Here is a 23,154-nt window from a genome sequence, read left to right on the forward strand (position 1 = left end):
GGCAGGCCGCGGCCTCAGTGCGGGCCGCTGCGCGACTGCCCCGAATTGATCGCCGCCTGGCGCGCCACGTTGTCCAGTGCGTCGTCGACCACCCCGTGGTCGGCCACCACGTGCAGGCGGCTGGACGCCAGCAGGCGGTCCAGGCCGCGCCGGGTCAGGGAAATGGTGCGCCCATCCACCGCGTGGAACAGGAACATCGTGGCGTGGGGCGAAGCCCAGGTCAGTTGGCAGCGCACCACGCGGTCCCCGTCCAGCAGATCGACCCAGGCGCCCACGGACAGTGGCACCTGCCCTTGTTCGCGCGCCTGATCGGCCTTGACGTCGGCCAGGTCGCGCGGCATGGGCATGGGCTCGGTTTCAAGGAAATCCGGCTGCGTCTCGATGGTCAGATCGTCGATGAACCCCGTGTCGCGGGCCTCGGCCGGCTGCAGCCAGGCGGAGGCTTCATCCGGATAGCCCGAGTGGGAATGCCGGCTCTGTATCGAGTCGCCCGCCTCGGTCGGCACCGCCTTGTAGGCCGCTTCGTGCAGTCCCATCAGCGCCTGGAAGAACCCCTCGGACTGCGTCCGCGGGTAGTCGATGCTCTCCAGCCCCTCGCGCAAGGTTTTCAGCAGCGCCGGTATCAGCTTGATCAGGCGGGGCCGGTTGCGGCTGGCCTGGACGATCTGCGCCGACCACAGCAGATCGGGCAGGATGTCCATGTAGCGCTGCGCTGCGGCGCCCCGGGGCGAGGCACCGCCGGCGATCTCGGCATCAAGACGGGCCTGCGCCACCACCTGCGCCCAGGGGCCCTGCAGAAAACGGCGCACCACCCCGGGTGCGCGGGCGAAATCGTTGCGCCCCTCGATTTCGTGGGCCACCCGTTTCGCCATGAGGTTGCGTTGCTCGGCACGCACGAGCGATTGCACGGCCCGCCCCCGGCTGCCTGCGTCGGCAGCCAGCGCCTGTTCCAGCTGCTGCAGTTGCTGGGCAAACCGCTGCGACAGCTGCGTTCCCGGCGCCTCCAGGCCCTGCACCACCGCCATGACCGACAGCGCAAACGGTGCGAAGGTCGAATCCTGGTCGCTGGTGAACGCCAGGCCCCGCGCGGTGATCAGGTCCAGCAGGCGCCGGGCCGGATTCTGGCGGTCGGCAAAGAACCGCGGATCGGTGCGGGCCAACTCCAGCAAGGCGGGTTTCAGGCGCTCGATCATTTCGCGCACCGGTGGCAGCAGGCGGTGGTCATCGGCAATGCGGCGCAACAGCTGCGACACCACCTCGGCCGCGAGCGTGCGCGTCATGGCGTTGCCGGTTTCACCCGCAGCGTCTGGGTGCTCCAGATTCCCCACCAGCAACTGGTGCAGGTGGTCCAGGGTCAGCACCGGCGCCTGCCCCGGCACGGCCGCCGTCGTCACGCTCTCGGCGCGCGGGCTCGCCGACACGCCTGCGGCGCGCGCCACACCCGCCTTCGCCGCGGGTGACTGAACGACCGCGTAACTCGCGGGCTCGATGCCCCAGCGGTCCAGCCGGCGCGAGAGTTCCTGGTAGTAGGCCTGCAGCTGCTCCCCCAGCGACACCGCGCCGGCATGCAGCCAGCGCGTGCGCACCGCTTCGTCGAGATGCATCGTGCGCAACGCCTGCATCAGCGCGGCCACCACCACGTCCGGCCGCAGGGGGTTGGCCTCGTGCCGGATGACCGACAGGCCCTGGGCCGCGCTCAGGCGGGCGCTCAGGGCGACCAGCGCCTCGTCGGCCGACATGCGCACAAGTTGCTGCACCCGTGCCAGTTCCACCGTGTCGTTGACCTGCCGGTCGTCCATCAGCTCCAGTTCGTCGAAGCTGAGCGCCTGCAGACTCCTCGGCCCCTGCAGGGATTGGGGGGTCAGCTCGCCGCTCAGTGCCCGCCCCAGGGCTTCCAGGAAACGGGTGGCGACCATGTCCCGGTGCTGCTGCAGCGCCCGCCGGGACTGACCGAGCAGCTGTTTCTCCAGAGGCGAAACGGTTGCCGCTTCCCGCTGCTCCAGCGCGGCATACAACTGCATCAGCCAGGCGGGAATCCAGTCGCGCGCCAGCACCAGCGCCTCGTTGAGGCTCTTCTGGTAAATGGGCGACAAGGCGGTCATGGTCTATGGCGGCAAGCACAAAACCATGAAGCTTCTCACACTCTTACCAAAAATCGTCTCCAGACTGCCACAAATCACCAAATAGTTGGCAGTTTGAGCCGCCTTGGGCAGGCTCGGTGCTCAATCCCGGGCCAACAAGGCCTCCCAGCCAGGCGCTCCCAGCGTCTGCAAGGTCCGCAGGTTGCGTGCCACGATCTGATCGGCATCGCCTCCTTCGGACGCCACGGCGCGCTCCACACTGTCTTCGCGCAACAGGTGCAAGGTCGGATAGGGCGAGCGGTTGGTGAAGTTGCCGATGTCGTCGGCGGCCGCATCCTCGAACTGGAACGCCGGGTGAAAGCTCGCGACCTGGATCACCCCTTCCAGCTCGTGCTCGGCCACCACATCGTCGACCACGTTCAGGAAGTCGTTGAAGACGAAAAAGTCCGGGAACAGCGTGGGGTGCACCAGCAGCGTGGTGTCCACCTCTTCGGCCGGCGTGTGAGCCAGCAAGTCCAGCTCGCGGTCGAGGTCGTCCAGAAACGCATCCAGGTGCCGCGCGTGGCTGACCACGATGCGCACCTGGTTCTTCACGTACACCGACCGCGCGAACGGACACAGGTTGAGCCCGATCACCGCTTTTTCGATCCAGCGGCAGGTGTTTTCCATCACAAGGGTGTCATCGGGTGCGGTCATGGGGCCAGTCAACAAATGGGGCAGGCAATGTTACTGCCCATCGTGCCGGAGGTCCGAGCGGCGCTCGATGATGCTCGACACCAGTTGGCCGCCCCTGCCGCTCTCTCGGCAGACGATCACCGCCACCTGCTGAACATAGCCCGCGGCTTGCTGGGCCATCCGGCGGACGCCGAAGACGCGGTGCACGAAGCCTATCTGCGCGCCCTCACCTCGGCGCCAGCCCAGCTCGAGGTGCCGCTGGCCTGGCTCACCGCCGTCTTGAGGCACGTGGCCATCGACACCCCGCGCAAGCGCCAGCGCGACACCGGACAGCCCGTGGCCGCCGCCATGCCCGATCTGGCGCCGTCGGCACAGCAACTGGCCGAACGCACACCAGGCAGCCGCCGCCCCCTGCTGCTGCGGGAAGTGTTCGGCGAAAGCCATGCCGCCATCGCGGCACGCACCGGCAAAAACGAGGCGGCTTGCCGGCAGTCGGTGCACCGGTCCCTGGCGCGCCTGCGAGCGGTCCCTGGCAAGCACGAGCCCGGTGAGCGTGCCACCGCCGACGCGCTCCATGCCCTGTGCCTGCGGGCCTTGCAGACGCACAGTCCGGCGCCCTTGTACGCCATCCTGGCGTCGCCGGTGACCGCCCGGGCGGTGCCCCGCAGGGTGCGACAGGCCTGGCCGCTGGCACTGGAAGAGGCGGACCCGCGTCAGCCGGTCGCCTGCTGAGGCCGGTTACTTCAACGACTTGAAGCGCGCGCGCTTGGGCCGCGCGCCTTCTTCACCCAGGCGCTTCTTCTTGTCGGCTTCGTACTCGGTGAAGTTGCCGTCGTAGAAGTACCACTGACTATCACCCTCGTAGGCCAGGATGTGGGTGCAGATGCGGTCGAGGAACCAGCGGTCGTGGGAAATCACCATGGCCGAACCGGCGAATTCCAGCAGCGCCTCTTCCAGCGCGCGCAGGGTTTCGACGTCGAGGTCGTTCGAGGGTTCGTCGAGCATCAGCACGTTGCCACCCTGGGCCAGGGTCTTGGCCAGGTGGAGGCGGCCGCGTTCACCGCCCGAGAGGTTTTTGACCAGCTTCTGCTGGTCGTTGCCCTTGAAGTTGAAGCGGCCGATGTAGGCGCGGCTGGGCATGACGAACTTGCCCACGGTGATGTTGTCCAGGCCGCCCGAGACGTCTTCCCACACGCTCTTGTCGCCTTCCAGCGATTCGCGGCTCTGGTCGACAAACGCCAGCTTGGCCGTCTGGCCGATGACGATCTCGCCCGCGTCGGGCTTTTCCACGCCCTGGATCATGCGGAACAGCGTGGACTTGCCCGCGCCGTTGGGGCCGATGATGCCGACGATGGCACCGGCCGGCAGCTTGAAGCTCAGGTTTTCGATCAGCACACGGTCGCCGAAGGATTTGGTGACGCCGTTGAACTCGATGACCTGCGCCCCCAGGCGCTCGGCCACGGGGATGAAGATTTCGCTGGTCTCGTTGCGCTTCTGGTATTCGACGTCGCTCAGTTCCTCGAAGCGGGCCAGACGCGCCTTGCTCTTGGCCTGGCGGCCCTTGGCGTTCTTGCGCACCCATTCCAGTTCTTCCTTCATGGCCTTGCGGTGGGCGTCTTCGGCCTTCTGTTCCTGGTCCAGGCGCTTGCCCTTCTGGTCCAGCCACTCCGAATAGTTGCCCTTCCAGGGAATGCCGTGGCCGCGGTCGAGTTCGAGAATCCACTCGGCGGCGTTGTCCAGGAAGTAGCGGTCGTGGGTGATGGCCACCACGGTGCCGGGGAAACGCTGCAGGAACTGCTCCAGCCAGTGCACGGACTCGGCGTCCAAGTGGTTGGTCGGCTCGTCGAGCAGCAGCATGTCGGGCTTGCTCAGCAGCAGGCGGCACAAGGCCACGCGGCGTTTTTCACCCCCGGACAGGTTCTTGATCATCGCGTCCCAGGGCGGCAGGTTCAGCGCATCGGCGGCCAGCTCCAGCTGCAGGTCCGAATTCTCGGAACCGCTGGCCGCGATGATGGCCTCCAGCTCGGCCTGTTCAGCGGCCAGCGCGTCGAAGTCGGCGTCTTCTTCGGCATAGGCAGCGTACACCTCTTCCAGGCGGGCCTTGGCCTTGAGCGCACCGCCGATGCCCTCTTCCACCGCCTGGCGCACGGTCTGCTCGGGGTCGAGTTGGGGCTCCTGCGGCAGGTAACCGATCTGGATGCCCGGCATCGGAATGGCTTCGCCCTCGATCTCCTTGTCCACGCCGGCCATGATCTTGAGCAGCGTGGACTTGCCCGAACCGTTGAGGCCGAGCACGCCGATCTTGGCGCCAGGGAAGAAGCTGAGCGAAATGTCTTTCAAGATCTGCCGCTTGGGCGGCACGGTCTTGGAGACGCGGTTCATGGAAAAGACGTATTGGGCCATGGCGGTCTGAGAAGAGAAATCGGAAAGCCGAGGAAGCCGGGCCCAAGGGGCCGGCGGCCGGTCCGGCGACGCCACCCGTGCGGGCGGTGCCGGCGTGCTGGGCTCAATTATCGCCCGGTGACGCGGGGGCCGCAGGCGGCGCAGACTCGGGGGGCGGAGGTGCCGACTGACCGGCCCGATCGACCAGCCCTTGCAACGCTGGCGGCATCACGCCTTCGTGGAGCCAGTCCGGCAAAGGGGGCAGGCCCCATTGCGTCTGGCGCAGCACCATGGCCAAGCCGCGCAGCCACAGGTGCATGCCACGCCGCCCCAGCTTCAGCTCCAGCGGCTCGGCCCCGGTTTCAAAACGCAGGAACACCGACTGGCTGCCCGAGCGCGTGACGATGCGTTGGCACAGGCGCAACTGCGGATCGGCGTTGGCACCCGGCGTGACCCGCGAGGCCGTCAGCCGCGCCGGCGGCTGACCCGGCGCTACCTCGTGCAGCGCCAGCCGGTGCTCAATGGCCACCCGCTGCGCCGCCGGTGCACCCCCCTGCTGGCCGGGCGTGGCGGTCTCGAACGCCTTGAGCAGTGGGCCCAACATGCTCGACACCATGCGGCGGGTCAGCCACACCGTCTGATCCAGGTCGTGCGAGCGCATCCAGATGCGGTCCTGCAGGGCGTCGTAGCCGAAAGTGGTGGTGGTCACGGTGGGAAATTCTCTGCCGGTAGCCGGTCAATGCGGTGGTCCAGAAGCGCAGTGTAGAGGCCGAAAAACACGCGCGCCGGACCGGAAGGCCCCAGCCGTGCGACAATAGCGCCTGTCGGGTCCTCCAGTCGGCCTGGCGCCAGCGCACACGCTGTGGTTGCTGCCCCACCCAAGGCGGCCGCCGATACGACGAACCTCATCTGCCCGTTCTGGACCGCAGCCCGCCTGCGGAAGTGGCCGATGCCCCCCAGCGCCCTGGACGGGCGCCCCAACTGCCAATGAACTTTGAAGAACTGAACCTGGCCCCGGCCATCGTGCAAGCGGTCCGTGAACAGGGTTACGAAACCCCCACACCCATCCAGCGCGAAGCCATTCCGGCCGTGCTCTCCGGTCGCGATCTGCTGGCCGGCGCACAGACCGGCACCGGCAAGACCGCCGCCTTCACCCTGCCGCTGCTGCAACGCCTGTCGCAAGGTGAGCGCGCCACCAGCCGCTTCGGCGGTGTCGGTGTCCGCGCCCTGGTGCTGACCCCCACGCGCGAACTCGCCGCACAGGTCGAAGAATCGGTGCGCACCTATGGCAAGCACCTGTCGCTCAACTCCACCGTGGTTTTCGGTGGCGTGGGCATGAACCCGCAGATCAACGCCCTCAAGAAAGGCGTCGACGTGCTGGTGGCCACGCCCGGACGCCTGCTCGACCTGCAGGACCAGGGCTTCCTGGACCTGTCAGCCGTGCAGGTGCTGGTGCTCGACGAAGCCGACCGCATGCTCGACATGGGCTTTATCCACGACGTGAAGAAGGTGCTGGCGCTGCTGCCCCGCGACAAGCAGAGTCTGCTGTTCTCGGCCACATTCAGCGACGACATCCGCGAACTCGCCAACAGCCTGCTGCGCGACCCGCAGAGCATCCAGGTCACACCGCGCAACACCACCGTGCAGCGCATCGCCCAGGTGATCCACCCGGTGGGCCGCGGCCGCAAGAAGGAACTGCTGGTCCACATCATCCAGCAGCACAACTGGAGCCAGGTGCTGGTGTTCACCCGCACCAAGTTCGGCGCCAACAACGTGGCCGATTACCTGACGAAGAACGGCATCAAGGCCATGGCGCTGCACGGCAACAAGAGCCAGGGCGCCCGCACCCAGGCACTGGCCGGTTTCAAGAGTGGTGACATCCGCGCGCTGGTGGCCACCGACATCGCCGCCCGCGGCATCGACATCGACGATCTGCCGCACGTCGTCAACTACGAAATCCCCAACGTCCCCGAGGACTACGTCCACCGCATCGGCCGCACCGGCCGGGCCGGCAAGGAAGGCCAGGCCGTCAGCCTGGTCTGCCTGGACGAAGAAGGTTTCATGCAGGAAATCGAACGCTTCACCAAGCAGGAGATTCCGGTGGAGATCTTCGAGCAGTTCATGCCCGAAGAGGGTGAACGCGCCGAGCCCATCGCCATGGGCCGCCAGACCCTGTGGGGTGGTGCCGGCAAGCCGCCCAGCCGCGATGTGATGGCCGCGGCCGCCAAGGCTGCTCGCCAGGACATGATGCAGCGCATCCGCGAGAAGAAAGCCACCGAAGGCCAGCCCAAGCCCCGCGGTCAACGACCGCCCAAGGCTGCGGCCGAAAACCATCCGGATGCCCAGGGCCCGCAGGGACACGGCGAGGGCAGCGGTGAAGGCCGCCGCCGCCGTCGCCGCCGCGGAGGCAATGGTCAGGGCCAGGGCCCGCAAACCCAGGCCGGCAGCCAGCACCCGCCACGCCAGGACCGTGCCCCGCGTCCGCCGCGCGACCACGACGACGAAGGCGGCCGGCCCGAGCGCCAGCCCGGACCCAACGCCCACCTGGGCCAGTTGCGCATCCGCGACCCGCGCCCCCGCGCGGCCGCTCCCGGCGGTCAGCCTGACCCGCTGCGCACCAGCATCGACTCGATGCGCACCAGCAAGCACAAGAAGAACAACAAAGGCCCCCGTGGTGGTGGCCAGGGTGGCAACGGCGGCGGTGCCGATCCGCTGCGCACCAGCTACGGCCGCATCGGCTGACCCCCTTCAAAAAGCCCCGCTCGCGGGGCTTTTTGCTGGCGGCCGCTCGCCGGCCATCTCGGTCCAGGGCTTGACGGCGCCCCAAAAAACGTCGGGCTTGGCCGCTCAACCCGCCTCGGCCATCAGGCCGAAGCGCTCCGGGTAGGTGTAGGCCACAAAGTCATCGCCCCGCGCAAAACCAGCCAGCGCCAGCCCTGCCCGCTCGGCCAGGTCCACGGCCGCCGTGGTGGGCGCCGAAACCGCCACCAGCAGCCCGGCTCCGATCATGGCGGTCTTCTGCACCATCTCGAAACTGGCACGGCTGGTCACCAGCACCCAGCCCTGGGCCGGGTCGATGCCTGCGCGACTCATCGCCCCGGCGAGCTTGTCCAGCGCGTTGTGGCGACCGATGTCTTCGCACACCTGCAGGATGTGGCCCTCGGCATCGCACCAGGCCGCCGCGTGCACCGCACCCGTCAACGCCTGGCGTGCCTGGCGCTCGCGCAACAACCGCTGCGCCCGCCCCGGTACCTGGGGCGGTACCGCCAGAGGGGGCAATGCACTTGGCAGCGTGCGGCGGACCTGGTCCAGACTTTCCGTGCCACACAGGCCGCAGCCGGTTCGGCCCGCCAGGTTGCGACGCCGCTCCTTGAGCCGCCACTCGCATTCGGCAGCCACCTCGAGCCGAACCTCGATGCCATCACAGGTGGGTTCTGCCTCGATGCCATAGACCTCGCTCGCATCGCGCACCAGCCCTTCGGTCAGCGCGAAACCGAGCGCAAACGCCTCCAGATCGGCCGGCGTGGCCAGCATCACGGCGTGCGAAATGCCATTGAACACCAGCGCCACAGGCGTCTCTTCGGCCAGCCAGTCGCCGCGCGAAACGGCCTGCCCACCGCGCCACGCAACCACACGGGCTGCGCGGACGCCTTCGGGCGTGCTCTCGCCCGGGAGGGCGCCTTCAAGGGTTGTCATGCTGTCTCCAGAGATCGACGCGGGGACACTCGCCAGGATCGCCGCACGGCTTCTTCACGATGCCCGGCCGGCGCCATGCACACCGCGCCGGCACGAAAGTGCGGGTGTGTATGCTGGTGAGGCATAGGGTAACCCAGTGCCCCTGCACGCTGGCCTGCCCCGCCGCCCCTTTTCACCACCTTTTGCATGCCCGCTGCCACCCCCACCCCCGACGAATCCCTGCCTCCTCGCTGGGCCACCCTAATGGTGGCCACGGCCAACGTGCTCAACCTGGCGCAGCCCGGGCGCCACTTTTACGATGGCCAGAGCCCTTACCGGCAGGAAGAGTTCGAGCGCAAGGTGAACTGGCTCGGCGAGCGCTTTCGCACCCTCAATGCCGATGTGCTGGCGGTGCAGGAAGTGTGGGACGAAGTGGCCCTGCGCGCCGCCATCGCCCGCAGCGGGCTGCAATATGGCTTCGTCGGTGTGCCCGGGGCTGAAAACGGTCCGGGGCAGCACGGTGCACAGGGCACGCCGCGCGTCGGCCTGGCCACCCGGCTGAAAGTGGCGCACACCGAATCGCTGGTCGACTTTCCGCCCGCCGCCGTCGTGCAGGTCCCCGGCCTGGGCGCCCATGGCCGGTTCGAGCGCCCGCCCCTGCTGGCCACCCTGCGCCTCAAACACGGACAACCCGTGGCGGTGCTGGTCGCTCACCTCAAGAGCAAGCGACCGAAATTCCTGCAGGACGCCGAAGGTCGGCCGCTCGAAGACCCCAACGACCCGGCGGTGCAGGCGGTGGCTTCGCTGCGATCGCTGATCATGCGCGCAGGCGAAGCCCTGGCGCTGCGGCTGAAGGTGGTGGAATTGCTGCACCGCACGCGGCTGCCACTGATCGTGATGGGCGATCTCAACGACAGTCCGCACAGCGTCACCACGCAACTGATCGCCGCCACCTCGCAAGCGGCCTACGACAAGGGCGCGCGCGACACCGCGCTGTACAACGCCTGGGATGTGCAGGGTGAAGGCGCCCTGCGCCGCGACGTGGCCTTCTCGCACATCCACCAGGGCTACCCCGAGGTGCTGGACCAGGTGCTGGTCAGCGAAGAATTCGTCGCCACCAGCCGCGCCAGCATCGGCGATGTGCGGCGCGTGGAGGCTTTCAACGACCACCTGCACGAAGGCCGTGAACGCTGGCGCAGCGACCATGGGTTCGTGCGCGCGCTGTTGCGTCTGCGGCTGGATGCGCCCGTCCCGGACGTTTAAACCTGTTCTAAGTGTCGGCGCCAAGAATGGCGGCGTCGGTGGCGGTTGCCACCGATCCACAACCCTCCAAGGAGTCCTCATGAGCAAGAACCTGATCGCCCTGCTGTCTGCTGCCCTGCTCACCGCAGGTGCTGCCCACGCGGCCACCAACACCCCGGCTGCCGCGACGGCGCCGGCCACACCGGCGACCGAGATGGCGAGTACCGCTGCCGCCCCGGCACCGGCGGTCCCGACCACGGCCGAGAAGCCCGCCCACAAAGCGGTTACCCCGATGGCCCAGGAACACAAGAAAAAAGCCAAGAAGAAGCACGTGGCAGCCTCGAAGAAGCGCCACGAAACGCACGACGTTGTGAAGTCCTGAACCCTTCGAAACGGTCAGGCAAAAAAAGAGAGCGGATCATCCGCTCTCTTTTTTTTGGAGGGAAAGGAGCGCCCTTTCAGGCGCCCACCCAACGTCACTGCACGTTGCGGTAGTGACCGGGGAAGAGCTCGTTGAGCTTCATGCCGCTGTCGCCATCGGCCACGATGTCGCCCGTGCGCAGCGCTTCGCGCAACTCGGCCTTCACTTCGGCGCGCGTCTTGCCTTGCTCCGGTGCGGCCGCTTGGACCTTCACCACGTCGCCCTTGGCCGCGTACTGCGCCGGGCTCAACTCAGCCAGCGTCTGGCCGCTGTCACCACCGGCGACCAGCGAACCGTCGCGCAGGGCCTGTTGCAGCTGGGCCTTGACCTGTTCACGGCTCAGGCCCTGGGCCTGCACGGCCGGGTAGCGGTTGGGCGAGAGTTCAGCCAGGGTCTGGCCGCTGTCGCCGCCGGCGACCAGCGAACCATTGCGAATGGCTTGTTGCAGTTCGGCCTGGACCTGCTCGCGGCTCAGGCCCTGGTCGGCGGCCACGGCCTGACCGGCGGCGATGGCCAGCACGGCAGCAGCAAAAACGGAAGTGAAGCGACGTTGGGTGTTCATGATGGTTCCTTCAAACAGACTGGGGAGGTTGTGCGGGGCACATCCCCGCCTGTTGCGCAAAGTGCGCGCTTACTTGCTGGTCTTGACCGGATAGCGGTTCGGGAACAGCTCGTTGAGCTTCATGCCGCTGTCGCCACCAGCGACGATGTCGCCGGTGCGCAGCGCTTCGGCCAGTTCGGCCTTGACCTGTTCGCGGGTCTTGCCCTGCGGCGCGGGATCGGCCGCCAGCACTTGACCGGCCGAAACGGCCAGCACAGCAGCGGCGAGAGCGGAAGCGAGGGTGCGGGAGGTGTTCATGATGTTTTCCTTGGAGAGTTGCGGTACGGGTTGCATGGTGCCGGGCCATCACCCGGCGGTCTTCTCGGTGCGGTATCGCTGCGTTTCGCTGTGTTTCACGGCGGAACGGGTGTGTATCGCTGCCTTGGGTTGAACTGTAAAATTTCTTTTGATAGAGAAAAACAACCACATCCCCAATAGATAATTTCCATATCGGAAACAATCTTTCGGCCACCACCGGATCGCCATGGACCGTCTACAGACCTTGCGTGTTTTTCAGCGCGTCGCCGACGAGGGCAGTTTTGCAGCGGCCTCCCGGTCGCTCGATCTGTCACCGGCGGTCGTGACCCGGTTGGTGGCCGACCTGGAGGCCTACCTGGGCACCCGCCTGATCCAGCGCACGACCCGGCGCCTGGCGCTGACCGAAGCCGGCCAGACCTATCTGGAGCGCATCCGCCCCATCCTCCAGGACCTGGACGACGCCCATGCCCTGGTCAGTGCACAGAACAACGAGCCCTGCGGCACGCTGCGCATCCAGACGGTGCCCGCCCTGGCGACGCACGTGCTGGGCCCGGTGCTGGCGGGTTTTCGCAGCGCCTACCCGGGTATCCGGCTCGTCATCGACGTGGACAACCGCACCGACCCGCCGATCGAAGACCATGACGTGACCTTGCTGGGCGTGCGCGAGGACTACGACGCCGCCGTCGTCGCGCGCCGGCTCATCAGTGGCACCGAAGCCATCCTGGTGGCCTCGCCGGCCTATCTCGCCCGGCGGGGCACGCCCCAACACCCCCGTGATCTGGTTCACCACGACTGCCTGCGCGTTGCCGAGGTGATGCGCACCGACCCCTGGCGCGTGTTCCGCACCGATGCCCCCGACGAGGTGTTTGACGTGGACGTGCCCCCGGTGCTGTGGAGCAACCACACCGACACCCTGATCCGGGCTGCCCTGGACGGTGCCGGCATCACCTCGACCACAGCCGAACTGGCGGCCGCGCACATCAACAGCGGCGCCCTGGTCCGGGTGCTCAGCCCCTGGATCAGCGCCCGCCTGTCGCTCTATGCCGCCCTGCCCAGCCGCAAGTACCTGCCCCAACGCACCCGCGTCTTCCTCGACTACCTGACGGACTACACCCGCAAGGCCGTCGAACAGGCCCTGGCCCGCTGACGCAGCCGCAACGCGGACTCAGACGCGCACGAACGCCGTCACCAGTGGCTCGTCCCCCACCTGGCGGCTGCGGTGGCCATGCAGGGAGGGATCGAACGTCGCGCCTTCCGGCAAGGTGTCGGCAGAGAAAAAATGCTCGCCCGGGCCAAACACGCGCGCGCTGCCGTCCTGCAGGCCGATCTCCATCTGGCCCTGAAGGACAAATAGCCACTGCGGGGCGGTGGTGCAATGGAAGTCGCTGCGAAAACCCACCGGGCTCTGGCGCAGTTGCAGGCCCGATGCGGGCAACAGCGGCGACAGCCGGGCGGCTGGGGAGCCTTCGGTCAGGGGCAGCGAGTCCTCCCGGAAACGGGCTCGGCCATCGGTATCGGTGAACAGCACCACCTGGCGAAACTGGGCCATGAATTCACTCCTTCGGGGGCAAGGCCGGGTTTGTACCAGAACACGGGAGCATCGAGCAGCAGCGCACGAACAGCTTCGAACCACTCTTTACACACCGTTTTCACTCATGCAGCCTGGGCTTGACAGCCAGCCGGTGTACTGCAGGCTCCGATTCACCTCTTGGATTCAGGAGACGCTTCATGACCTCCGCAACCCCTTTCCTCTCCCGCCGCTCGGTTCTCAGGACCACGCTGGGCGCAACCCTGGGCCTGACCGCTGGCGTCGGCCTGCTGGCCCCGCTGTCGGCCCACGCGGCCGGACGTCTGGTCGACGTGCGCGTCGTCAACCGCGACACGGACGACATCCTCCCGGTCTACGAATACCGCGGTGAACTGTGGGTCCCGGGCGAGCCCGGGGCACGCTACGCGATCGAGCTGCGCAACCGCTCGGATGAGCGCCTGCTCAACGTCGTGTCGGTCGACGGCGTCAACGTGGTCACCGGCGAAACCGCGGCCTTCGACCAAGCGGGCTACGTCATCGCCCCCTGGCAGCGCTACGAGGTCAACGGCTGGCGCAAGAGCCGCCGGGAAATCGCGGCCTTTGAATTCACCCGCCTGTCACGCTCCTACGCTGCGCGCACCGGCCGCCCGGACGACGTCGGCGTGATCGGCATCGCGGTCTTCCGCGAGGAGCGCGACAACACGCCCTGGCGCAACCCCGACGCACGCCCCTACGACACCCCGTATGGCCGCAACGCTCCGGCACCGGCCCCGCAGAACGCACCACCGGCCGAGCTGCACGGGCGTTCGCTGCGCGCCGAACCCGGCCCACAACTGGGTACCGGCCACGGCGACCGGGAATACGATCGCGTGGCCCAGACCCGCTTCGACCGCCGCTCGGACCGGCCCGACGACGTCGTGCTGATCCGCTACGACAGCCGTGCCAACCTGGTGGCCATGGGCATCATCCCGCCCGACCGCCATCCGCCCCGCCCGTTCCCAGGCGAACGCCGCGGTCGCTGGGTGCCCGACCCGCGCTGACCGCCATGCGGAGTCCCCGCGCCGTCAGCCGAGCCAGTGCGTGAAGCTGGCGACGCTTTCGCGCGGGGTGATGAAGCCGTTGACCTTGTCGTCCGGATCGGCGTGACCGAGCGCCATGCCACAGACCAGCATCTCGCTCTCGCCCGCACCGATGTGCGGCAGGATGATCCGGGCAAAACCGTTCCACGCGGCCTGGGGGCAGGTGTGCAGGCCCTGGGCGCGTGCGGCGATCATGATGTTCTGCAGGAACATGCCGTAATCCACCAGCGAGCCCCGGCCCATGATTTTGTCGATGGTGAACATCAGGCCCACCGGCGCATCAAAGAACCGGAAGTTGCGCTGGTGCTGGGCGTGCATCTTGTCCTTGTCGCCCTTGCCGATGCCCAGCAGCCCGTACAGCCCCCAGCCGTTCTCGCGCCGCCGGTCGATGTAGGGACTGACCCATTGGGTGGGGTAGTAGTCGTACGCTTCGCGATACTGGTCGGCCAGCGATGGATCGGCGCGCAGCGCGTCATGCGCAGCGCAGACCTTGTCAACCAGACGGTCACGGCTGGGCCCCTGGAGCACGTAGACCTTCCACGGCTGCGTGTTGGTGCCCGAAGGCGCACGGGCAGCCACTTGCAGAATGTGTTCCAGCGTGTCGCGCGACACCGGCGTTGGCAGGAAGGCGCGTGCCGAAAGCCGGCTCTGAATGGCGGCGTCCACGCTCGCCGCGTCGATGGCTTGGGTGGCATCCGGGGGATTGGGGATCATGCAGGTCTCCTGTTTTTTGATTGACGTATACGTCAACTCCAAAGCATTATGGCGGCCCCCGTACCGGCTTGCCGGCAGCGGGTCAAAGCAGGGTCTGCAACGTCTCGCGCAACCGGTCCGGCAGAGGTACGGGCCGGCGGGTTTCGCGGTCCACATACACGTGCACGAAATGGCCGCATGCGGCGGCGGAGGGGTCTCCCTGCGCAAACAGCCCGACTTCGTAACGCACGCTGGACTTCCCCAGATGCGCCACCCGCAGGCCCGCTTCCACCGTCTGCGGAAATGCCAGCGGGGCAAAGTAGTTGCACTGGGTCTCGATCACCAGGCCAATGACCGCCCCCGCATGGATGTCCAGCGCCCCTTGCTCGATGAGCCAGGCGTTGACCGCCGTATCGAACCAGCTGTAGTAGACGACATTGTTGACATGGCCATAGATGTCGTTGTCCATCCAGCGCGTGCCGATCGCACGGAACACGCGGTAGTGGTCGCGGGGCAAGGCCTGGGGGCGGGCAGCGGGGGCGTTCATGCGGCGGCATTCTGCCAGCCGCCTGTGCCGGAACCTGTCGCCGGCGTCGCGGCCAGCGCCTGCCAGCGGGCGTGGTAGCCCAGCGCCACCCGGTAGGTGTTGACCTGCACCTGCACGGTCGCCTCCAGGTCGTTGCCGTAACCACCGGCCATGGCAAAAGCCAGCGGCAGGCGCCGCTGCCACGCCCACTCCATCACACGGCGGTCGCGCGCCTCCAGCCCATCGAAACTGAGCTTGAGCCGGCCCAGACGATCGCCTTCGTGCGGGTCGGCGCCGGCCAGGTAGAGCACCAGATCGGCATCGAATCGCCGGTCCAGTTCGGCCAGCGCGTGATCGAGCGCCGCCAGGTACTCGTCGTCCCGGCAACCATCGGGCAGGGGCACATCCAGATCCCCGGCTTCTTTGCGGAACGGGAAATTCTTGGCGCCATGGAGGGACAGCGTGAACACCGATTCGTCGTCGGCAAAGATGCGCGCCGTGCCATTGCCCTGGTGCACGTCCAGATCGACGATGGCCACCCGCAGCCGCGCCCGCCCTGGTTGCCTCCGCGCCCATTCGGCCTGCATGAGCCGGGCCGCCACGGCCACATCGTTGAAAACACAGAAGCCGCTGCCTTTGTCGGCATAGGCGTGGTGGGTACCCCCCGCGATGTTGGCTGCCAGGCCGCCGTGCGCGCACGCGGCGCGACAGGCCTGCAACGTGGCCCCCACGGAGCGCCGGGCCCGCTCGGCCATGGCCGGGCTCCACGGAAAGCCGATCTCGCGCTGCGCAGCCGGCGCCAGCGTGCCCTCGGCCACGGCCGCGATATAGGCCCGCTCGTGCACCAGGGCCAACTCCTCGTCACTGGCCGGCCTAGCCTCGCCCCACCGCAGGGTCGGGAACTCTGCGCTCAACCGTTCACGCAGGCGGCTGTACTTGGCCATCGGAAAACGGTGTCCGTCCGGCAAAGGCAAAACAAAGTGGTCGGCGTAGTAGACATTCACCCGGGCCATTGTGGCCCGCCAACCGCCGGGCTCGGAGCAGCCAGGATTTAGAGCGAGGGCCCTAATATGCTGCAATGCAACAAAAAGGGCTTGCACCAGACAAAGGCATCCCTATAATTCAAATCATGTTGCAGCGCAGCAAAGCGAACGAAGAACAACAGCGTCCAAGTACAGCGCGGTGTTCCCAAGCAGCCTTCAACTACCTTTTCAACACTGAACACAGGAGTTAAAACCATGTTGACCGCTGACCAAATCGTTGCCGCCCAGAAAGCCAACATCGAAACCCTGTTCGGCCTGACCCAGAAAGCCTTCGAAGGCGTGGAAAAGCTGGTCGAGCTGAACATCCAGGCCACCAAGGCCGCTCTGGCCGAATCCGCCAACAGCGCCCAGGCCCTGATGTCCGTCAAGGACGCTCAGGAACTCGTGGCCCTGCAAGCCAGCCTGGTCCAGCCCCTGGCCGAAAAGACCGCCGCCTACAGCCGCCACCTGTACGACATCGCTTCGGGCACCACCGGCGAATTCGGCAAGGCTGCTGAAGCCCAGGCCGCCGATGCCCAGAAGAAGTTTGCCGCCCTGGTGGACAGCGCCGCCAAGAACGCCCCCGCCGGTTCAGAAACCGCCGTGGCCGTGATCAAGAGCGCCATCTCTGCCTCCAACAACGCGCTGGAATCGGTGCAAAAGGCTGTCAAGCAAGCCACCGAACTGGCCGAAGCCAACTTCAACGCCGTGACCAGCCAGGCCGTGAACGCCACCAAGGCTGCTGCCAAGAAGCGCTGATCGGGCTGTCCGCACCCGGCTTGATGTCGATCAAGTCTGGCGCGGTCGAAATCCCGGAAGATCAAGTCCGACCTCGAAGGGGCGGCACTTGGTCCTCCAAGACCGTTTTTTCTGGTTGTCTCCTCGGGTCCTTTTCGAAATCGGATTTCATCGGACCCCTTCAAGCCCCAGCCGCAAGGTTGGGGCTTTTTTTCTGGCCACGCCGACCGAGCGCCTGCTGACAGCGCGCTCGCGTTCAGCGTACATCAGTGCCGAGTGACCACACGCAAACGGGCCAGCTCGGCCTTCAGGCGCGGCAGCGCCGCCTGCATCGCGGCCCGGCCCGCCTCGATGCTGCGCTGGCGGGAACGGAAGTCCGCACTGCCGACGCCGGGCAACGTCGGCCGCAACACCACATCGGCGCTGGCCAGCTCCAGCCGGTTGATGCTCTGCCCCATGATGGCCGTGGTCTTGGGCAAGAGGCTGAACAGCCCGCCCGCCGGAATGTCTGCCGGGTCGGCGGAAATGTCCACGGCGATCACCACTTCGGCCCCCATCTCCCGAGCCTGACGCACCGGCACCGGCGCCACCAGCCCGCCATCGACGTAATCCTTGCCACCGATCGAGACCGGCGCGAACACGCCGGGCACCGCGCTGGAGGCCCGCACCGCCTGCGCGGTGTCGCCCCGGCGGAACAGCACCCCCTGGCCGGTCTGCAGATCGGTGGCCAGGATGCCCAGCGGCAGCGCCATCTGTTCAATGACCCGGCCATCCACCGCCTGGCGCACAAACCGCGCCAGCGCCTCGCCGCGCAACATGCCGCGACTGACCAGCGGCATGCTCCAGTCGGTCAGGGCCGCCTCGTCCATCGACAGCGCCAGCTTCTCCAGCTCGGCCGCACTGCGCCCCGTGGCGTAAAGCGCCGCCACCAGGCTGCCCGCCGAGGTGCCCACGATCAGGTCGGGATGGATCCCCTGGGCTTCCAGCACCTGGATCACCCCAACGTGGGCAAACCCCCGTGCGGCCCCGCCACCCAGCGCCAGACCGAGGCGGGGCGGACGCCCTTCGGGCGCGGTCACCGCCGGAGGCGGGGCGGGCTGAGCCGGCTGGACCGGCGGTGTCGAGCCACAACCGGCCAGCCACAGAGCGAGCAGCAAAACCCCACTCCAACCCGCCATTTTATTAAGAACAATTCGTGTTTGTGTTAGCATGAATCATCATCCACACCGGGGGTGTCGACGCACCCGACCGGATCATTTCCTGTCACGCAGAAAGCCTTTCATGCGCCAGTTTGCCAAGCTCTCCATTGTCTTCGCCGCCATCGCGACCTCCCTGGGTGTCCAGGCCCAGGAAAAGGTTCTGAATCTGTATTCGGCCCGTCATTACCAGACGGACGAGGCGATGTACGAGCAGTTCACGAAGACCACGGGGATCAAGATCAACCGCGTGGACGCGGACGACGCCGGCATCATCGCCCGGCTGAAGGCCGAAGGCGCCGCTTCGCCCGCCGACGTGATTCTGCTGGTCGATGCTGCCCGTCTGGCCTCGGCCGACAGCCAGGGCCTGTTCCTGCCGATCAAGTCGGCCAAGCTCGATGACGCCATCCCCGCCAACCTGCGTGCCGATGCGACCAAGGACGGCGTGACCTGGACCGGCTTCTCGACCCGCGCCCGCGTGATCGTGTACGACCCGTCCCGCCTCAAGGCCGAAGACGTGGCCACTTACGAACAGCTCGCCGATCCCAAACTCAAGGGCATGGTCTGCACGCGTTCGGGTTCGCACCCCTACAACCTGTCGCTGTTTGCCACCGTGGTGGAGCGCATGGGTGACGCCAAGGGTGAAGCCTGGCTCAAGGGTGTCGTGGACAACATGGCCCGCGCGCCCAAGGGTGGCGACACCGACCAGATCAAGGCCGTGGCGTCGGGTGAGTGCGGCGTGGCACTGAGCAACTCGTACTACGTGGCGCGCCTGCTCAAGTCGACCAAACCGGAAGACCGGGCCGTCATGGAAAAGGTGCGCATCGTCTTCCCCAACCAGGGAACGACCGGCACGCACGTCAACATCGCGGGTGCTGCCGTGGCCAAGAACGCCAAGCATCTGGACAACGCCATTGCGTTCATGGAATACCTGTCCAGCCCGTTCGCGCAGGACTACTTCGCCAACGGCAACAACGAATTTGCGGCCGCCAAAGGCGTGAAGATCGACAACCCGGCCCTCAAGGCCATGGGTGGCGACCACTTCAAGGCCGAACAGATCCCGCTGGGCGTGGTGGCCAAAAACCTGACCAAGGTGCAGCAGATGCTGGACCGCGTCGGTTACAAGTAAAGCCCCCCGTGCCGTATCTGCGGCACGTCACCTCATTGAGGGGACACCGCAGGCATCCCGGTCAAGCCAGTAACGCCAAGCTCTCGATTTGAGATTGAAGACAAAGGCCCGCAAATGCGGGCCTTTGTCTTCAATACACCTGCGGCACGTAGATTTCGCCGGGCACCTGGTGGCGGCGATAGCCTTCATGCCGCACCCGCTCGGGCAGCGTGATCGCCGGGCGTTCGATCTCGTGATAGGGCATCTGTGACAGCAGGTGGTGGATGCAGTTCAGGCGCGCCTTCTTCTTGTCGTCGGCCGGCACCACCCACCAGGGCGATTCCGGAATGTGCGTGCGCTCGATCATCACTTCCTTGGCCTTGGTGTAAAGCTCCCAGCGGCGGCGGCTTTCCAGGTCCATCGGACTGAGCTTCCACTGCTTGAGCGGGTCGTGGATACGCCCGAGGAAGCGCAGTTCCTGCTCCTGGTCCGAAAGCGAGAACCAGTATTTGATGAGCTGCACCCCCGAGCGGATGATCATCTTCTCGAACTCGGGCACGTCGCGAAAAAACGCCTCGTACTGCTCGTCGGAGCAAAAGCCCATGACCTTCTCCACCCCGGCGCGGTTGTACCAACTGCGGTCGAACAGCACGATCTCGCCAGCTGCCGGCAGGTGCTGGATGTAGCGCTGGAAATACCACTGCGTGCGCTCGCGATCGCTGGGTGCGGGCAGTGCCACCACACGGCACACGCGCGGGTTCAGCCGCTGGGTGATGCGCTTGATCGCTCCGCCCTTGCCGGCCGCGTCACGCCCCTCGAACAGGATCACCACCTTGTGCCCGGTGGCCTGCACCCAGTCCTGCAGTTTCACGAGTTCGGCCTGCAGCCGGAACAGCTCACGGAAGTAGATGCGGCGGCTTTCCTTGTGCTGCAGCAGGGCTTCCGGGCTGAGATCGCCGGCCAGTTCGTCGACGTGGCGGTCCTCGATCTCCATCTCCAGCTCTTCGTCGTACCCATCCATCAGATCGGCATGGATGCGGTGCATGAGGGCGTCTCGGTCGTCGAACATCGGGGCTCCGGAAATCGGTGAAAGACCGGCCAGCCTAGGCGGACTCTGTGACACCACGATGAAAACACCATGACACCCCGAGGCAGCCCCGACGAAGACAGACCGGGCTCGGCCATAATTGACGTTTACGTTAACGTCAATCCACCCAACGAGGAGCATTTCATGGACATTGCAGGCAAGGTATTCATCGTTACCGGCGGCGCATCGGGCCTGGGCGAAGGCACAGCGCGCATGCTGGCGGCCAACGGCGGCACGGTGGTCATCGCCGACATGCAGGCCGAAAAAGGCGAAGCGATCGCCCAGGAGATCGGCGGCGCCTTCGTCCAGTGCGACGTCAGCAGCGAAGCCGACGGCCAGGCCGTGGTCGCCAAGGCGGTGTCCCTGGGCAAGCTCATGGGTCTGGTCAACTGCGCCGGCATCGCCCCCGCCGAAAAGACCGTGGGCAAGAACGGCCCGCACTCGCTGGCCGTCTACACCAAAACCATCATGGTCAACCTGGTCGGCACCTTCAACATGATCCGCCTGGCGGCCGACGCCATGTGCAAGAACGAGCCCGAGGCCACCGGCGAGCGCGGCGTGCTGATCAGCACCGCCAGCGTGGCCGCCTACGACGGCCAGATCGGCCAGGCCGCCTACAGCGCCACCAAGGGCGGCGTGGTCGGCATGACGTTGCCCATCGCACGCGACCTGGCGCGCAACGGCATCCGCAACATGACCATCGCGCCCGGCATCTTCGGCACACCGATGCTGTTCGGCATGCCCCAGGAAGTGCAGGATGCCCTGGCGGCCGGCGTGCCGTTCCCCAGCCGCCTGGGTACCCCGGCCGATTACGCCAAGCTGGCCAAGCACATCATCGAAAACGACATGCTCAACGGCGAGGTGATCCGCCTGGACGGCGCGATCCGCCTGGCGCCGCGCTGAGCGCCTTGCGGGCACCACAACCGCACGCCTTGCCCCTATGATGGCCTCTCCAACCTGGGGAGACCATCATGCGCATCCACCCAAGCCGACGCCTGCTGGGCGCCACCGCCATCGCCCTGCTGCTGGCCGCCTGCAGCAGCCAGCCTCGAAACGATGGAAGCCGCTTTGCCTACCAGCCGCCCGAGCAGCCCGAGGGCGCCACCGGCTACCAGGACAAACCCGGCTGGGTCACACAACGTTTTGCGGTGGCTGCGGCCAATCCGCTGGCAACCGACGCTGGTTACCAGATCCTCAAGGCGGGTGGCAGCGCCGTGGACGCGGCGGTCGCCGTGCAGATGGTGCTCACCCTGGTCGAACCCCAGTCCAGCGGTATCGGCGGCGGTGCTTTCCTGCTGCACCACGATGGTCTCCGGACCGAAGCCTATGACGGCCGCGAAACCGCGCCGGCCGCAGCCGACGAGAAGCTCCTGCTCGGACCGGATAACAAACCGCTGGCCTTTCACGATGCCGTTGTCGGCGGCCGCTCGGTGGGTACACCCGGCACCGTGCGCATGCTCGACCTCGTGCACCGCGAACACGGCAAGCTGCCCTGGGCCGCGCTGTTCGAGCCCGCCATCGTGCTGGCCGAACAGGGCTTCAAGGTCAGCCCGCGCCTGCACGCCATGCTGGCGGCTGAGCCACACCTGAAGAAAGACCCGGTCGCGCGCGCCTATTTCTACCAGGCCGACGGTACGCCACACCCGGTCGGGCACGTGCTCAAGAACCCCGAGCTGGCTGCCGTGCTGCGCGACATCGCTCGGCGCGGCCCGGACGCTCTGTACCAAGGCGAGGTCGCTCAGGCCATCGTCGCCAAGGTCACCGGCCACCCGACCAACCCCGGCAAGCTGGCCCTGACCGATCTGGCCGGCTACCAACCCAAGAAGCGCTCCGCGCTATGCCACGACTTCAGCGCCCAGGGCCGGACGCTGTCGTTCTGCGGATTCCCACCGCCAAGTTCGGGCGCGATCGCCGTGGGCCAGATCCTCGGCATCCTGGCGCACACACCGGCCGCCACCCTCCCGCTGACCGACGGCCTGCCTGGCGCCGAATGGCTGCACCTGTACACCGAAGCCGCGCGCCTGGCCTTCGCCGACCGAGCCCAGTACGTGGCCGACCCGGACTTTGTGACCGCGCCAGCCGGCAACTGGCTGAGCCTGCTGGACCCGGCCTACCTGAAGGAACGCGCCGCGCTGATCGGCACCCAGCGCATGCCCGCCGCCCAGCCCGGCATGCCGGGCATGGTGCGAACGGCGTTCGGCCCCATGGCCGAACAACCCGAGTTCGGCACCAGCCACATCAGCATCATCGACGCCCAAGGCAACGCACTGGCCATGACCACCACCATCGAAGACGCCTTCGGCGCGCGCCAGATGGTCAAGGGCTTCCTGCTCAACAACGAACTGACCGATTTCAGCTTTGCGCCCGCCGACGCCCAGGGCCGCCCCATCGCCAATCGGGTGCAGCCCGGCAAGCGCCCGCGGTCGTCGATGGCGCCCACGCTGGTGTTCGACAAGGCCAGTGGCCAACTGCTCGCCAGCGCTGGCAGCCCAGGCGGGGCACTCATCATCCATTACACGGCCAAGACCCTGTACGGCCTCTATCAATGGGGCCTGTTGCCGCAGCAGGCGATCAGCCTGCCGAACTTCGGCGCCACTGGCGCTCCGACGCTGCTGGAAGAGAAGCGCTTTCCGCCGGCCACCATCGAGGCACTGAAGGCGCGTGGTCACGAGGTGCGTGAAACGGCCATGACCAGCGGCCTGCAGGCGATTGCGCGCGGCCAGGTACACGGGCAGCCGGTGCTGTTCGGCGGCGCCGACCCGCGCCGTGAGGGGGTTGTGGCGGGGGACTGAAAACACCACAGCGCGCTGTGCGGTATTCCCCGCTGCAGCGCGCCTTCGGC

Annotated in this window: 23 protein-coding genes; 10 read left to right on the forward strand and 13 right to left on the reverse strand. The window is 67.0% G+C overall.

Going from position 1 to position 23,154, the window contains the following annotated elements:
* Nucleotides 1-14: 14 nt before the first annotated feature.
* On the reverse strand, nt 15-2,102 hold the full coding sequence (locus L0977_RS03915) for a DUF1631 family protein (RefSeq protein ID WP_234263426.1): 2,088 nt from the start codon (nt 2,100-2,102) through the stop codon (nt 15-17).
* A gap of 120 nt (nt 2,103-2,222) precedes the next feature.
* Complete coding sequence (locus L0977_RS03920) at nt 2,223-2,777, reverse strand: DUF1415 domain-containing protein (RefSeq protein WP_234263427.1); 555 nt, start codon at nt 2,775-2,777, stop codon at nt 2,223-2,225.
* 27 nt (nt 2,778-2,804) lie between these two features.
* On the opposite strand from L0977_RS03920, the gene L0977_RS03925 reads away from it, so the two are divergent.
* Nucleotides 2,805-3,488 (forward strand): sigma factor, encoded by a 684-nt coding sequence (locus L0977_RS03925; protein WP_234263428.1) that lies wholly within the window; start codon nt 2,805-2,807, stop codon nt 3,486-3,488.
* A 6-nt stretch (nt 3,489-3,494) separates the two neighbouring features.
* On the opposite strand, the gene ettA is transcribed toward L0977_RS03925, so the two are convergent.
* Together ettA and L0977_RS03935 are read right to left on the reverse strand one after the other, a co-directional pair.
* Nucleotides 3,495-5,159, reverse strand: coding sequence for an energy-dependent translational throttle protein EttA (ettA, locus tag L0977_RS03930; protein WP_234263429.1), 1,665 nt, complete (start codon nt 5,157-5,159; stop codon nt 3,495-3,497).
* A gap of 103 nt (nt 5,160-5,262) precedes the next feature.
* Entirely contained in the window at nt 5,263-5,847 is a 585-nt protein-coding gene (locus L0977_RS03935) for a hypothetical protein (protein WP_234263430.1), read from the reverse strand.
* Between the two features lie 278 nt (nt 5,848-6,125).
* Here L0977_RS03935 and L0977_RS03940 point away from each other — a divergent pair, with 278 nt between their 5' ends.
* A complete protein-coding gene (locus L0977_RS03940; RefSeq protein ID WP_234263431.1) occupies nt 6,126-7,880 on the forward strand; it encodes a DEAD/DEAH box helicase in 1,755 nt (584 codons plus the stop codon).
* Nucleotides 7,881-7,985: 105 nt separating this feature from the next.
* Here the strand turns inward: L0977_RS03940 and fdhD are convergent, their stop codons facing one another.
* Entirely contained in the window at nt 7,986-8,834 is an 849-nt protein-coding gene (gene fdhD / locus L0977_RS03945; protein WP_234263432.1) for a formate dehydrogenase accessory sulfurtransferase FdhD, read from the reverse strand.
* 186 nt (nt 8,835-9,020) lie between these two features.
* Between fdhD and L0977_RS03950 the strand changes: the two genes are divergently transcribed.
* Together L0977_RS03950 and L0977_RS03955 are read left to right on the forward strand one after the other, a co-directional pair.
* Nucleotides 9,021-10,076 carry an endonuclease/exonuclease/phosphatase family protein gene (locus L0977_RS03950; protein ID WP_234263433.1) on the forward strand — a complete coding sequence of 352 codons (1,056 nt, stop codon included), beginning with the start codon at nt 9,021-9,023 and terminating at the stop codon, nt 10,074-10,076.
* A 79-nt stretch (nt 10,077-10,155) separates the two neighbouring features.
* Complete coding sequence (locus L0977_RS03955; RefSeq protein ID WP_234263434.1) at nt 10,156-10,437, forward strand: hypothetical protein; 282 nt, start codon at nt 10,156-10,158, stop codon at nt 10,435-10,437.
* A 94-nt stretch (nt 10,438-10,531) separates the two neighbouring features.
* Here the strand turns inward: L0977_RS03955 and L0977_RS03960 are convergent, their stop codons facing one another.
* Nucleotides 10,532-11,038: a DUF4148 domain-containing protein gene (locus L0977_RS03960; protein WP_234263435.1), complete on the reverse strand. Its 507-nt coding sequence runs from the start codon at nt 11,036-11,038 to the stop codon at nt 10,532-10,534.
* A 69-nt stretch (nt 11,039-11,107) separates the two neighbouring features.
* Nucleotides 11,108-11,335, reverse strand: a complete 228-nt coding sequence (locus tag L0977_RS03965; protein ID WP_234263436.1) for a DUF4148 domain-containing protein — start codon at nt 11,333-11,335, stop codon at nt 11,108-11,110.
* A gap of 226 nt (nt 11,336-11,561) precedes the next feature.
* On the opposite strand from L0977_RS03965, the gene L0977_RS03970 reads away from it, so the two are divergent.
* Nucleotides 11,562-12,482, forward strand: a complete 921-nt coding sequence (locus tag L0977_RS03970) for a LysR family transcriptional regulator (RefSeq protein WP_234263437.1) — start codon at nt 11,562-11,564, stop codon at nt 12,480-12,482.
* A gap of 18 nt (nt 12,483-12,500) precedes the next feature.
* Here L0977_RS03970 and L0977_RS03975 read toward each other — a convergent pair whose 3' ends face one another.
* A complete protein-coding gene (locus L0977_RS03975) occupies nt 12,501-12,884 on the reverse strand; it encodes a hypothetical protein (RefSeq protein ID WP_234263438.1) in 384 nt (127 codons plus the stop codon).
* Nucleotides 12,885-13,063: 179 nt separating this feature from the next.
* Here L0977_RS03975 and L0977_RS03980 point away from each other — a divergent pair, with 179 nt between their 5' ends.
* A complete protein-coding gene (locus L0977_RS03980) occupies nt 13,064-13,903 on the forward strand; it encodes a hypothetical protein (RefSeq protein ID WP_234263439.1) in 840 nt (279 codons plus the stop codon).
* A gap of 24 nt (nt 13,904-13,927) precedes the next feature.
* Here L0977_RS03980 and L0977_RS03985 read toward each other — a convergent pair whose 3' ends face one another.
* The 3 genes from L0977_RS03985 to L0977_RS03995 form a co-directional block, all read right to left on the reverse strand.
* On the reverse strand, nt 13,928-14,656 hold the full coding sequence (locus L0977_RS03985) for a nitroreductase (protein ID WP_234263440.1): 729 nt from the start codon (nt 14,654-14,656) through the stop codon (nt 13,928-13,930).
* Between the two features lie 82 nt (nt 14,657-14,738).
* Nucleotides 14,739-15,182 (reverse strand): acyl-CoA thioesterase, encoded by a 444-nt coding sequence (locus L0977_RS03990; RefSeq protein WP_234263441.1) that lies wholly within the window; start codon nt 15,180-15,182, stop codon nt 14,739-14,741.
* Nucleotides 15,179-16,165, reverse strand: coding sequence for a histone deacetylase family protein (locus L0977_RS03995; RefSeq protein ID WP_234263442.1), 987 nt, complete (start codon nt 16,163-16,165; stop codon nt 15,179-15,181). Before L0977_RS03995 ends, L0977_RS03990 begins: the two co-directional genes overlap by 4 nt.
* A 234-nt stretch (nt 16,166-16,399) precedes the next feature.
* Here L0977_RS03995 and L0977_RS04000 point away from each other — a divergent pair, with 234 nt between their 5' ends.
* Complete coding sequence (locus tag L0977_RS04000; protein ID WP_234263443.1) at nt 16,400-16,942, forward strand: phasin family protein; 543 nt, start codon at nt 16,400-16,402, stop codon at nt 16,940-16,942.
* A gap of 245 nt (nt 16,943-17,187) precedes the next feature.
* Here L0977_RS04000 and L0977_RS04005 read toward each other — a convergent pair whose 3' ends face one another.
* The gene (locus L0977_RS04005) at nt 17,188-18,099 is read right to left on the reverse strand and encodes a patatin-like phospholipase family protein (protein WP_234263444.1); all 912 of its coding nucleotides are present in this window, start codon (nt 18,097-18,099) and stop codon (nt 17,188-17,190) included.
* Between the two features lie 103 nt (nt 18,100-18,202).
* On the opposite strand from L0977_RS04005, the gene L0977_RS04010 reads away from it, so the two are divergent.
* Nucleotides 18,203-19,246, forward strand: a complete 1,044-nt coding sequence (locus tag L0977_RS04010) for an extracellular solute-binding protein (protein ID WP_234263446.1) — start codon at nt 18,203-18,205, stop codon at nt 19,244-19,246.
* Between the two features lie 130 nt (nt 19,247-19,376).
* On the opposite strand, the gene ppk2 is transcribed toward L0977_RS04010, so the two are convergent.
* Nucleotides 19,377-20,294, reverse strand: coding sequence for a polyphosphate kinase 2 (ppk2, locus tag L0977_RS04015; protein WP_234263447.1), 918 nt, complete (start codon nt 20,292-20,294; stop codon nt 19,377-19,379).
* 162 nt (nt 20,295-20,456) lie between these two features.
* On the opposite strand from ppk2, the gene L0977_RS04020 reads away from it, so the two are divergent.
* On the forward strand, nt 20,457-21,215 hold the full coding sequence (locus L0977_RS04020; protein WP_234263449.1) for a 3-hydroxyacyl-CoA dehydrogenase: 759 nt from the start codon (nt 20,457-20,459) through the stop codon (nt 21,213-21,215).
* A 68-nt stretch (nt 21,216-21,283) separates the two neighbouring features.
* Nucleotides 21,284-23,104 carry a gamma-glutamyltransferase family protein gene (locus L0977_RS04025; RefSeq protein ID WP_234263451.1) on the forward strand — a complete coding sequence of 607 codons (1,821 nt, stop codon included), beginning with the start codon at nt 21,284-21,286 and terminating at the stop codon, nt 23,102-23,104.
* Nucleotides 23,105-23,154: the final 50 nt, after the last annotated feature.

Origin of the sequence: Hydrogenophaga sp. NFH-34 (assembly GCF_021401345.1) — a bacterium.
In the GTDB taxonomy this organism is placed as follows: domain Bacteria; phylum Pseudomonadota; class Gammaproteobacteria; order Burkholderiales; family Burkholderiaceae_C; genus Hydrogenophaga; species Hydrogenophaga electricum.